12 protein-coding genes, 1 other RNA gene and 1 pseudogene are annotated in these 11,958 nt (G+C 54.5%); 10 read left to right on the forward strand and 4 right to left on the reverse strand.

The window, feature by feature from the left end:
* Nucleotides 1–21 precede the first annotated feature (21 nt).
* The 9 genes from ABS784_RS09490 to ABS784_RS09530 all read left to right on the forward strand — a co-directional run bounded on the left by ABS784_RS09490 (nucleotide 22) and on the right by ABS784_RS09530 (nucleotide 8,504).
* Complete coding sequence (locus ABS784_RS09490) at nucleotides 22–804, forward strand: enoyl-CoA hydratase (RefSeq protein ID WP_171698389.1); 783 nt, start codon at nucleotides 22–24, stop codon at nucleotides 802–804.
* A gap of 170 nt (nucleotides 805–974) precedes the next feature.
* Nucleotides 975–2,528, forward strand: coding sequence for an acyl-CoA carboxylase subunit beta (locus ABS784_RS09495; RefSeq protein WP_031213145.1), 1,554 nt, complete (start codon nucleotides 975–977; stop codon nucleotides 2,526–2,528).
* 63 nt (nucleotides 2,529–2,591) lie between these two features.
* Nucleotides 2,592–2,780, forward strand: a non-coding RNA gene (gene ssrS / locus ABS784_RS09500) — 6S RNA.
* 201 nt (nucleotides 2,781–2,981) lie between these two features.
* Nucleotides 2,982–3,422 (forward strand): MarR family winged helix-turn-helix transcriptional regulator, encoded by a 441-nt coding sequence (locus tag ABS784_RS09505; RefSeq protein ID WP_011231100.1) that lies wholly within the window; start codon nucleotides 2,982–2,984, stop codon nucleotides 3,420–3,422.
* Nucleotides 3,423–3,425: 3 nt separating this feature from the next.
* Nucleotides 3,426–4,064, forward strand: coding sequence for an HlyD family secretion protein (locus tag ABS784_RS09510; RefSeq protein ID WP_014195721.1), 639 nt, complete (start codon nucleotides 3,426–3,428; stop codon nucleotides 4,062–4,064).
* Nucleotides 4,065–4,074: 10 nt separating this feature from the next.
* The gene (locus ABS784_RS09515) at nucleotides 4,075–5,787 is read left to right on the forward strand and encodes a DHA2 family efflux MFS transporter permease subunit (protein WP_352512269.1); all 1,713 of its coding nucleotides are present in this window, start codon (nucleotides 4,075–4,077) and stop codon (nucleotides 5,785–5,787) included.
* A 117-nt stretch (nucleotides 5,788–5,904) separates the two neighbouring features.
* Entirely contained in the window at nucleotides 5,905–7,953 is a 2,049-nt protein-coding gene (locus ABS784_RS09520; protein ID WP_042379521.1) for a transglycosylase domain-containing protein, read from the forward strand.
* Nucleotides 7,954–8,035: 82 nt separating this feature from the next.
* On the forward strand, nucleotides 8,036–8,185 hold the full coding sequence (locus ABS784_RS09525) for a YflJ family protein (RefSeq protein ID WP_011231104.1): 150 nt from the start codon (nucleotides 8,036–8,038) through the stop codon (nucleotides 8,183–8,185).
* Nucleotides 8,186–8,309: 124 nt separating this feature from the next.
* Entirely contained in the window at nucleotides 8,310–8,504 is a 195-nt protein-coding gene (locus ABS784_RS09530; protein WP_044733126.1) for an NETI motif-containing protein, read from the forward strand.
* A 182-nt stretch (nucleotides 8,505–8,686) separates the two neighbouring features.
* Here the strand turns inward: ABS784_RS09530 and ABS784_RS09535 are convergent, their stop codons facing one another.
* Nucleotides 8,687–8,863 carry a hypothetical protein gene (locus tag ABS784_RS09535; RefSeq protein WP_173400022.1) on the reverse strand — a complete coding sequence of 59 codons (177 nt, stop codon included), beginning with the start codon at nucleotides 8,861–8,863 and terminating at the stop codon, nucleotides 8,687–8,689.
* Nucleotides 8,864–8,929: 66 nt separating this feature from the next.
* Nucleotides 8,930–9,703, reverse strand: a complete 774-nt coding sequence (locus ABS784_RS09540) for an SDR family NAD(P)-dependent oxidoreductase (RefSeq protein WP_011231107.1) — start codon at nucleotides 9,701–9,703, stop codon at nucleotides 8,930–8,932.
* Nucleotides 9,704–9,874: 171 nt separating this feature from the next.
* On the opposite strand from ABS784_RS09540, the gene ABS784_RS09545 reads away from it, so the two are divergent.
* A complete protein-coding gene (locus tag ABS784_RS09545) occupies nucleotides 9,875–10,081 on the forward strand; it encodes a DUF6501 family protein (RefSeq protein ID WP_011231108.1) in 207 nt (68 codons plus the stop codon).
* Nucleotides 10,082–10,137: 56 nt separating this feature from the next.
* On the opposite strand, the gene ABS784_RS09550 is transcribed toward ABS784_RS09545, so the two are convergent.
* Together ABS784_RS09550 and ABS784_RS09555 are read right to left on the reverse strand one after the other, a co-directional pair.
* Nucleotides 10,138–11,430 carry an ATP-binding protein gene (locus ABS784_RS09550; RefSeq protein WP_352512272.1) on the reverse strand — a complete coding sequence of 431 codons (1,293 nt, stop codon included), beginning with the start codon at nucleotides 11,428–11,430 and terminating at the stop codon, nucleotides 10,138–10,140.
* A 268-nt stretch (nucleotides 11,431–11,698) separates the two neighbouring features.
* Nucleotides 11,699–11,908: pseudogene (locus ABS784_RS09555) on the reverse strand (hypothetical protein); the annotation flags it as partial.
* Nucleotides 11,909–11,958 lie beyond the last annotated feature (50 nt).

The raw sequence follows: 11,958 nt of genomic DNA on the forward strand, positions 1-11,958 counted from the left end.
TCATAAGGGGGGGGAGAAAACGTGAGCACACTTGTATCGTTTGAAACACAAGAAAACGGCATCGCCATTGTGACATTAAACCGTCCGGAAGCGGCCAATGCGCTTTCAAGAGCGCTTCTTTTCGAGCTTGGCGCGCTCTTTCAGGAGATCAAATTTCGCAAAGACGTGCGCGTTGTCATGTTGACCGGGGCAGGAGACAAGGTGTTTTGCGCCGGCGCTGATTTGAAAGAGCGGGCGGGGATGAATGAAACGGAAGTGCGGCAGGCCGTCGCCTTAATCAGCAAAACGATCAATGAGGTCGAGAAAGTGCCGCAGCCGGTCATCGCCGTTTTAAACGGCTCGGCGTTTGGCGGCGGGTTGGAGCTTGCCTTGGCTTGCGACATTCGGTTTGCTGCCGACGATATTCAGCTTGGGTTGACGGAAACGTCGCTTGGCATCATTCCGGGAGCGGGGGGGACGCAGCGGCTGCCGCGCCTTGTCGGCATCGGAAAAGCGAAAGAATTGATTTTTGCCGCAAAGCGCATCACCGCCAAAGAGGCCGAGCGAATCGGCCTTGTCGAATACGCGGTGCCGCGCTCCGAGCTGATGGAGCGTGCGCTTTGTCTCGCGCAACAAATCGCTGACAATGCGCCGATAGCCGTCCGTCAGGCGAAACGGGCGATCCAAAGCGTATTCAACGTTGATTTGGAGACGGGCCTCGCGATTGAGCAGCTCGCCTATGAGGCGACCATTCCGACGAAAGACCGGTTGGAAGGATTGCAGGCGTTTAAAGAAAAGCGGAAGCCGGTGTACAAAGGCGAGTAAGCCCGCTTGGACAAGGAGGGGGCGGTTTGGAAGGAGGAAGCCGCACGGAGCGCTTGCGCCGCATCGGCCTTTTCACAGCGATAAATAAAACACGGCATCCAACCTTGCTCCAGCCGAACAAGCGGGATGGAACAGCAAGATCCATCAAAACAAGGAGGGGAAACAAAGAGATGAAGGAAACAGCCAATCAACAAGACACGCTCGCAGCGGAGCTGGAGAAAAGAGCGGCGGAAATCAAGAAAGGCGGGGCGCCAAAATATCATGAAAAAAACGCCGCCCAAGGGAAATTGTTTGTTCGCGAGCGGCTGAACTTGCTGCTTGATAACGGTTTGGAAGTGGAAGACGGATTGTTTGCCAACTGTTTGGCGGGCGATTTGCCGGCTGATGGAGTTGTGACCGGCATCGGCAAAATCAATGGCCGCACCGTCTGCGTGATGGCGAACGATTCGACCGTCAAAGCTGGCTCGTGGGGAGCGCGCACCGTCGAAAAAATCATCCGCATTCAAGAAACGGCGGAAAAACTGCGCTGCCCGATCATTTATTTGGTGGACTCGGCCGGCGCACGCATTACGGACCAAATCGAAATGTTTCCCGGCCGGCGCGGGGCGGGGCGCATTTTTTACAATGAGGTGAAGCTGTCCGGCAAAGTGCCGCAAGTGTGCCTGTTGTTTGGTCCATCAGCAGCCGGCGGCGCTTATATTCCGGCGTTTTGCGATATCGTCATCATGGTCGAAGGCAATGCCTCGATGTACTTAGGCTCGCCGCGCATGGCGGAAATGGTGATTGGGGAAAAAGTGACGCTCGAAGAGATGGGCGGCGCCCGCATGCATTGCACCGTCTCCGGCTGCGGCGACGTGCTCGTGAAAACCGAAGAAGAAGCGATTGCCTATGCACGCCGTTATTTGTCGTATTTTCCGTCCAATTACAGCGAAAAGCCGCCGGTGGTCGAGGCGAAGCCGCCGAAATCGTTTGACAAAACGATCGAGGACATTTTGCCAGAAAACCAAAATGCGCCGTTCAACATGTATGATTTGATTGAGCGGATCATTGACGAAGGATCGTTTTGTGAAATCAAAAAACTGTTTGCGCCAGAAATCATTACGGGACTGGCGCGCCTTGCCGGCCAGCCGATCGGCATCATCGCCAACCAGCCGCGCGTCAAAGGCGGCGTATTGTTCCACGATTCGGCTGATAAAGCGGCGAAATTCATCACGCTTTGCGACGCGTTCCATATCCCGCTTCTGTTTTTGGCCGACGTCCCTGGCTTTATGATCGGCACGAAAGTCGAGCGGGTCGGCATCATCCGCCATGGGGCGAAAATGATCGCGGCCATGTCGGAAGCCACCGTACCGAAGATCTCGGTCATCGTTCGCAAAGCGTACGGCGCCGGATTGTACGCGATGGCCGGGCCGGCGTTTGAACCAGATTGCTGCCTGGCGCTTCCGAACGCGCAAATCGCCGTCATGGGGCCGGAAGCGGCCGTCAACGCCGTCTACGCCAACAAAATTGCCGAGCTGCCGCCAGAAGAGCGTGCGGCATTTGTCGAACAAAAACGCGAGGAATACCGGCGCGACATCGACATTTACCGTCTCGCCTCCGAGCTTGTCGTCGACGGAATCGTCGCGCCGAACGATTTGCGCAACGAGCTCATCCGCCGATTTGACGCGTATATGTCCAAGTATATGGTCTTTTCTGAGCGGAAGCATGGGGTGTATCCAGTTTGAAAAAATGGATGGCTGTCCCTCTTGCCAAGGGACGGCAGATCATGTATCATAATAATCACCAATCCGTTGCTGCGTTGTGCGTTGTAGAATGAAGTTTCAACCGATGGCAATCAAAAGGGAGTTCTACATTGAAGCGGGAATGTCATGCCTCAATATTCGTGATGGAGGACGGCAGGAACGCTTCTGCGAACACCCACCTGGTGGAGCGTGGTTGAGAAACTGCATTCAGCCAACGGCAACAGCGGCGCGGATTCACGAATGAGGAGTTGGCAAAAGAGTCCAACTGGATGCAAAACATCCGGTTGGACTCTTTTTCGTTGCGTATGTTTTCTCAAAAAGACATGAAACAATATAGTTGATTTTCCCTGTTTTCATGTTATAATCATATTTCGTGCAGGGATAATTCGTATTGAAACTATTCCAACAAGAAAGATGAGGCAAGGAGGGGGATGAATGGAAGGGATCAGCCGGGACATCATGTACGCTGTCTTCCGGACGCAAAAGGCGCTTTATCGCCTCATCCGCGAGGACGCCGCCCGCGTCGGGGTGACAGAGGTGCAGCTGATCGTCTTATATACGCTGCTGAAAAAAGAGCATATTCGCCTGAATGACTTGGCGGAAAAATTAAACTTAAGCAACAGCAATGTCAGCGGCACGGTTGACCGGCTCGTCGGCGCCGGCCTTGTTGTCCGTGAGCCGTCAAAGCAAGATCGGCGCGCGGTCATTTTGAGTTTGACGGAAAAAGGAAAAGAGACGGTGTCGGAAGCGTTTGGCGAGCAGTCGGTGCTGCGCCGGCGGCTTGGCCGCATTCAAGAACTCGTCTCTCCAGAGGAGATTGAACAGTTTTTGCATCTTCATGAAAAAATTAAAGCAATTTTACTCGGGGAGGAATAGACGGTGAACGTGAAACGATTGGTTGCGCTGAACATCATTGTGCTCATTTTGCTTGTCGGTGGAGGCTTTGCCGCCTACTACTATGTGAATGAAGCAACGAACTACATTAAAACGGACAACGCCCGCATCGACGGCCAGGTCATCTCCGTCGCTGCGCCGCTGTCCGGGAAGCTGACATCCTGGCGGGGCGACACGGGAAAAACCTTCTCAGCTGGGGAAGAAATCGGCGAGGTGTTTGACGGCAAAACAACGATTCCGGTGACAGTGCCGCATCGGATGACGATCGTGCAGCAAAACGCAGTCAAGGACTCGTTTGTCGCCGCGGGGATGCCGCTGGCCCGCGGGTTTGATTTGAACGATTTGTGGGTGACGGCGAATATTGAAGAGACGGATATTGAAGACGTGAAAATCGGGCAAGACGTCGATATTTATGTCGATGCGTATCCGGATCGCAAATTCAGCGGCAAAGTCGAAAAAATCGGCAACGCGACAGCGAATACGTTCAGTCTGCTGCCAAGTTCCAATGCGACCGGCAACTACACGAAAGTGACCCAAGTCATCCCGGTGACGATTTCCATTGACAACTACAGCGGAGCCGGACTTGTGCCGGGCATGAACGTCACCGTCCGCATCCATAAGTAGGTGATGGAAGATGACAACATTTGTCATTGGTTATATTGTGTTTGCCGTTTTGGTCTTGGCGGCGGTCAACATCGCGCTGCGCCGCCGCAAGCCGGCTTCAGCCGCAGGGAAGGCGGCGGATGAAGCGGCGGAAGCCAACGCTCAACCGTTAGCGGAAACGAAAGCAGAGCCGTCGACAGGAACGGATGGGCGTCCGGCCGCTCCAGCCGGTCAAGGCGGCCTTGGGGATATCGGCAGCCGCGGCAAGGTTGTGGCGACGGTCATGCTGGGCGCGTTTGTCGCCATTTTGAATCAAACGTTGATCAACGTCGCCTTGCCGCATATGATGCAAGATTTCAACGTGGAAACGTCGACGATTCAATGGCTCGTGACCGGCTATATGCTCGTCAACGGGGTGCTCATCCCGATCAGCCCGTTTTTAATCGCCAAGTTTCCAGCGAAACGGTTGTTTTTATCGGGCATGTCGTTTTTCGCCATCGGCGCGTTTGTCTGCTCGATCGCTCCGTCGTTTGCCGTCATGCTCACAGGGCGGCTGACACAAGCGGTCGGGGCCGGCATTATTATGCAGCTGATGATGGTCATTATGTTGTCGATTTTCCCGCCGGAACGCCGCGGGGTGGCCATGGGAACGGTCGGAATCGCCATGATGTTTGCGCCGGCGGTCGGGCCGACGCTGTCTGGCTGGATCGTTGAACATTATACATGGCGGCTGTTGTTTTACGTCGTGTTGCCGATCGCGATTTTAGACATTGTGCTTGCCTCCGTCTGGCTGAAACATACGCCGCGTAAAGGCAATCCAGTGCTGGACGTGCAAGGGGCGGTCTACTCCACGATCGGGTTTGGCGGCGTTCTGTATGGCTTCAGCGAGGCCGGAAGCAAAGGATGGAGCGAGACGGAAGTGGTTGTTTCGCTTGTCATCGGCGCCTTGTTCCTCATCATGTTCACATGGCGTTCGCTGCGCTCGGAGCATCCGGTGCTCAATTTCCGTGTGTTCCGCTACCCAGTGTTTACGTTGGCGACCGTCATCGGTTCGGTCATTAACATGGCGATGTTTGCCGCCATGGTCTTGCTTCCGGTGTATTTGCAAAACTTGCGCGGCTTTACGCCGCTCGATGCCGGTTTGCTGTTGCTGCCGGGGGCGATTGTGATGGCGGTCATGTCGCCGATCTCTGGTTGGGTGTTTGACCGCATCGGCGCGCGGATGCTCGCTATCGTTGGCTTGATCATCACCGCCGTGACGACATGGGAATTCAGCAAGCTGACGATGGATACGCCATACAGCCAGTTGATTTGGCTTTACATTTTCCGCATGTTCGGCATGTCGATGCTCGGAATGCCGATTATGACGGAAGGGTTGAACGCCTTGCCGCGCCATTTGTACAGCCACGGCACGGCGATGTCGAATACGATTCGTCAAGTGGCTGCTTCGCTCGGGACGGCGTTCTTGGTGACGATCATGTCCAACCGGACGAAATTCCATGTGGAAGCTTATCGCAATGAAATGACGGAAAACAATCCGTTGTTCATGAGCCTTGTCGGCCAACTGAAACAGGCCATCCCAAGTGATGAGGCGATCGCTCAGCTGTTGTATGGACTTGTGCAGCAACGGTCAACGGTCGAGGGGATCAACGACGCCTTTTTCGTCGCTACTGGCTTAACGGTGGTGGCGCTCGTCATGGCGTTTTTCTTAAAAGGAAAAAAGCAGAAATCGCCATCGGCGTAAACAAGGGAAGCGGCGCACACGGCCGCTTCTTTTTTGTTTTGAGCCATGGAAAAGAGACGAAAACGGGCGGCCGGCTGCGAATCGTATAATCGTGACGAAGAGACAGGGGGGAACATTGTGGAGGCGCAAAGCAGGCAGCAAATGAGACAAACAAGACGAAGACGGTGTTGGCTGCAGGCGCTCGTTGTCGCCGCCTTGGCTTTGGCCGCCGTTGTTGCTGCGCTCGAGTGGGCGATTGATCGACAAAACATTGCCGCCTTGGAAACACCGTTGCCGGCAGCGACAATCATTTATGATGAACACGGCCGCATCGCGAGCAAGCTCGCGGCGGCAAACATCGAAGAAGTGCCGATCGACAGGGTGCCCAACTATTTTCTTGAGGCCATCGTCGCGACGGAAGACCGCCGCTTTTACGAGCATGATGGCGTCGATTATTATGGGCTTTTGCGCGCGATGTGGCGCAACATTCGCGCCGGGGCGTGGGTCGAGGGCGGCAGCACGATCACTCAACAGCTGGCGAAAAACGTCTTTTTAACGAATGAAAAAACGTTGACACGCAAATGGAAGGAATGGTTGATCGCACAAAAAATTGAGCGCACGTACAGCAAACAAGAAATTTTAGAAATGTACATCAATCGCATTTATTTCGGTGCGGGGGCGTGGGGGGTGGCCAGCGCGGCGAAAACGTACTTTGGCAAAGACGTTTCTGAGTTGACGCTAAGCGAATCCGCCATGTTGGCTGGTCTCATCAAAGCACCGTCCGCTTTATCGCCGGTCCGTCATTACGATAAGGCGGTCGCCCGGCGCAATGTCGTCTTGTCGCTCATGAAAGAACAAGGCTATATCGATGATCAAGAGTGGATCGCCGCGAAAAACGAGCACATTGCCATTCAACAGGAACCAAAACGCGACCCGTATGCCGGAAAATATCCGTACTACGTCGATGAACTAATCCACGAAGCGATTGCACAATACGGCCTGACGCAAAGCGATGTCCTTTCCGGGGGGCTCCGCATTTACACGGAGCTTGACCCGAACATGCAACAAGCGCTTGAAGCCGTGTATGCGAATGATTCGCTGTTTCCATCAAGCCCGGACGGTGTGCCTGTCCAAAGCGGAGCAGTGCTGCTCGACCCGAAAACGGGCGGGGTGAAGGCGCTTGTCGGCGGCCGCGGCCGCCATGTGTTCCGCGGTTTCAATCGCGCCACAGAGCTCAGGCGTCAACCGGGGTCAACGCTCAAGCCGCTCGCCGTGTACACGCCGGCGCTCGAACAAGGGTACGGGCCGTTTTCGCTACTCAAAGACGAGCCGCTTAATCTCGGCGGCTACCGCCCGCAAAACTACGACCACACGCACCGCGGCACGGTGACGATGTATGAGGCGATCATCCATTCGCTCAATGTGCCGGCCGTCTGGCTGTTAAACGAAATCGGCCTTGACAAAGGGATGGAGGCGCTGCACCGGTTTGGTTTGCCGTTGGAAAAAGAGGACCGCCAGCTCGGCATCGCGCTCGGCGGCATGTCCCGCGGCGTCTCGCCGCTCGAGATGGCGGAAGCGTACGCCGTATTCGCCAATGACGGCGTCCGTTTGGACGGCCATCTCATTACAAAAATCGTTGATGCTTACGGCCGCAAGGTAGCGGAGTGGAAGCCGCGGCGAACGGTTGTCACGTCCAAGAAAGTGGCGCAGCAAATGACGTTTTTGCTCGAAGGCGTCATCCGCGAAGGGACCGGGAAGCGCGCTGCCATCCCGGGGCGGGAGCTTGCGGGCAAAACCGGGTCGACCGAAATGACGATCCCCGGCATCGACGGGGTGAAAGACCAATGGATGGTCGGCTATACGCCGCAGCTGGTCGGTGCGCTTTGGCTCGGCTATGACCGGCCGGACGAAACACATTATTTGACGACGACGAGCGGGGAAACGGCGGCCATCATTTTCCGCCATATGATGGAAAAAGCGCTGGCCGACGAGCCTGTCGTCCGCTTCTCGCTGCCGCTTGTGAAACAAGCGGAACGAGAACACAAAAAACGTGAGCCAAAGGCGCCTGAATCCGTGCCGCCAAAGGTGAAGGAAAAACCGCGTACGCCCGGCCATGAAAAAGGAAAAAACAAAAAAGAGAAAAAAGAAAAAAAGCACGGAAAAGGGCATGGCGGCAAGCATGAATAAGCTGTTGCCAAAGGCGTTCTTATCCCCTGTTTAGGCGCATATATATAAAGACAAGCCGCACGAAAAAGGAGGGGGAGCGCCCATGGCGCATTTCGGCTCGAAAGGATGGCTTGTGGCTGAGTTGAAAAAGGCGGGCATCGCCCGTCATCCGGTTGGACGGAAAAAAATTGAAACGTACAAGGCGGCGGAGCTGTACGGGCTGTACCGAAAATATGTGCAGAAAACATGCTGAACCGGATGAAGCGATCCGGCTTCTTTTTTGGGGTACAATAGTTATAAGGAAAGGCCGTGAAGCCTTGATATGTCAACATTTCTAGTGGGAGGAGGGAGGGCGCGCCTCTTTGGCCAGGAAAGCGATGAAGAAAAAACGGTTTACTGTAGCGGAAGGGGAAACGATCGCCGCCTGTTTAGAGCGAATGAAACAGGAAGGCTACCGCCCTGTCCGCCGCATCGAGCAACCGATTTTCCGCGAAGTGGAAACGAACGGCGAAACGATGGTTGAGCCGTGCGGGCGCATCATCGAATTTGAGGGTGTGCGCGATGAGCCATAACGGGCGGTTGTTGGCTCCACCTTAGGCTGAAGGCGCAGCCGCAGATTCGACGGGCTCTGGTTATAGGGGCAAGAGAATTCATCAAAAAATTGCGAAGGAAGTTCTTTTCCCAACGATCGCCGCCTATACAAAGCGGGGAGATCGGCCAGCCAAAAAAACCGGAAAGGGAGTTCCTTCCCGGTCTAGCTGTGCGGCCATTCGCGCGTTTTTTTCGCGTCTCGATGGCCGCCGGTCGGGTTGCCGCTTGATGCTTCGTAGCCGACTTGGTACACATAGTGCTTCGGGGCGTGTATGACGTTGTCCATTCGGTATTGGTCCAGATCGTCTTGAAATTGCCGTTTGCTTTCTTGCTCATCCATCATTGGTACCCCCTTGTGGATATGGACTGCTGCGTTTATAGGGTGCGTCATCAAGGCGTGTTTTACTCAAAAGCCGTGGATCGTCATGCCGCCATCGACGAATAGCGTTTGGCCGGTTATATAGCTTGACGCATCGGAGGCGAGGAACACAGCCGGGCCGACGAGCTCAGGCAGCTCGCCAATCCGCTTGAGCGGCGTGACGGCCAAAATGTCGTTCACATACGCTTCGTCCTCAAGCAGCGTTTTGGTGAGCGGCGTCCGGAAATACCATGGGCCGATCGCGTTGACGCGTATGCCGTAGCGCCCCCACTCAAACGCCAGCACTTTCGTCATTTGGATGAGCGCCGCTTTTGTCGCCGCATACACAACCCCGGTGCGCAAGGCGACATGGCCGGCGACGGAAGCGATGTTGATGATGTTTCCTCCTTGCTTTTGTTCTTTCATGACGCGACCGGCTTCTTGTGAGACGAGAAACGCCGACTTTAAGTTGGTGTTCATAATCGTTTCCCACTCATGATCCGTCACATCCAAAGCCGGGGTGCGGATGTTCATGCCAGCGTTGTTGACAACGATATCAAGTGATCCGGCTTGTTGTTTGACATTGGCGACGGCGTCATGCACGGCTTTCCGGTCGATGACATCAAGCGGATATATGTACGCTTTCCGGCCGAACTGTTCGATATGGCTTGCCGTTTCTTGCAAATCAGCTTCCGTGCGGGCGATGAGCGCCACATCGGCCCCGGCTTCAGCGAACCCGATCGCGATCGCCCGGCCGATGCCGCGTCCGGCTCCCGTCACTAACGCCGTTTTTCCGTCCAAGCGAAACGAAGGCAAAAACATCGAAATCTCCCCTTTCAGAATCGTCGGTACATCCTCATGATAGCATGATCCCCTGTTGCAGCCAATCATTGGCATCGCTGTTTGGCAGGGAGCGGGAATTCCAAGTTGCAGCCGGCGCGCCGTCCCGCTACAATAAAAAAGAGAACACCATCTAGATAAGGGGATGACGCCATGATTCATCACACATGGGCGACCCGGCCGACGATCAAAAAAGTAAAGTGCGTTCACACGAACGCGGAAAAGTACATGGTCAGCAATGTGTTGACGCCGGGCAAAGTATATGAAGTGAAAAGCGAAACGGACGAGTTTTATTTTGTCATCGACAACAGCGGAAAAGTCGGCGGGTTTTACAAAGATTATTTTGAGGAAGTCAAGTGATCGCGCCAATCACCAAGAAAAAACGGATGTCCAAAACAGGTCATCCGTTTTTTCGTTCAGCCGACGGCGCTTCGTTCCGCCGTCGGCGGTCCCACCCGGCTTGCCGGCAGCGTGATTGTCAACGTCGTCCCTTTTTGTACGGCGCTTTCGATCGTCCACGTCCCGCCCATTTGTTCGATGATTTTGACGGCAACCATTGCACCAAGCCCGGTGCCTTTTTCTTTCGTGCTGAAGTATGGCTCGCCGAAGCGGCGCACTTGCTCTTTCGTCATGCCAACGCCGTTGTCAGCAATGGTGATGACGACCGACGTTTCCCGGTTCTCGGCCGCAACATGGAGCGTACCGCCGTTTGGCATCGCCTCAATGCTATTTTTCAACAAGTTGAGAAAACACTGTTGGAAATATTGTACGTTTCCGTTGACGACACCATGTTCGAGGGAAGAGGATACATGGATCGAATGCATATGCGCCATTGGCGTAATCATTTGCAGCACTTTCTGAAGCTGGGTGGCGACATCAATCGGCTCGGTTTCTTTCGGCGCCGGTTTGGCAAACGTCAAATAGTCGCGGATGATGGCTTCCGCCCGCTCGAGTTCCTCTAAGGCGATGCGAATGTACCGCTCTTCGGTTTCTCGCGGCAACCGACCCGTTTGCAGCAGCTGGATGAACCCTTTGACGACGGTGAGCGGGTTGCGAATTTCATGGGAAATGCTGGCTGCCATTTGGCTGACAATCTCCATTTTTTCCATTTTCATCAGCTCTGCCCGAGCGAGCTGCGCCTCATGAAGCGTCTCCATTAAATAGACGGCAAACATCATGACAAACGGCGGCATCATAATGAAATACACGATATACGGCTTCGTTACCGGAAAATCAGCAACAATCACGGCGACAAATGTCGTCAGCACCGCGAGCAAAAACGTCAGCCAAAGCGACATAACGAGCTTGCTCGGCTGCGGCAGCTTGCGAAACAGCGGCGAAGCGGCCGCCGCTATGGCAAACATGATGGCGTAAACGATCAACGTGAGCGGCTGAAATCCGTACAAAACGGTGCGTGCCAGCATCAAGACAACAAACAGCACCGCCCCGACCGCGCCGCCGCCATACAATGTCCCAAGCAAAAACGGAATTTGCCGGAAATCATGGACGCACAGCGGATCAATGTAAATCGGAAATTTCATGCACAAAACGGCCGCCAACGCCAAACAAGCCCCAAGCAGCGCCTGGCCATAGAGCGGGCGCTGCCGGATCGCTCGACTATGGTCATAAATAAACGAAAAGGCAAAGATCGTGACTAAAATATAAAATAAGTTGTTCAGGACGTGCTGGTTAATGTATAAACCCGCCATACGAAAAATCTCCTAACTGAATAGACCTCATCACCTTTCATTATAGCGAAAAGAGATTGAAAGAAAAATATGAATAGGCGATGTCCGGTCTTTTGGCAGCCAAACCGCCAAGACGCCAAAGAGCGGCAGCACGCTGCAAAGCCGCATTCATGTGCCGAGCGACGACAAGTCGGCGATTTTGCCGAGCACGACCGCGCCGAGCGCCCCCATGTCAAACGCCAGGCCGACGATGAGTCCGGACGCCATGCCGACATGGTTCGGAAGCAGCCGGTTGCATGACAGATGATGTCATGTTCAAGGCAAAGGCGACCCAGCCGATTTGCGCATACGACAGCTCCATTGTCGAGCGCAAAATCGGAAAGAGCGCCGGGATGACCGCTTGCATTGCATCGTTCAAAAAGTGGCCGAGGATGATGGCGAACAAAATCGGGTAGACGGTCATGCCGACGGCGCTCGTTCGCTCTGTATGGGTGTTCATCGTTCTCCCCCGTTCAAAACATATCTTAATATTCCTAATTATACCTTAAT

The sequence above is a fragment of the Geobacillus sp. G4 genome (assembly GCF_040327975.1).
Lineage (GTDB): Bacteria > Bacillota > Bacilli > Bacillales > Anoxybacillaceae > Geobacillus > Geobacillus thermoleovorans.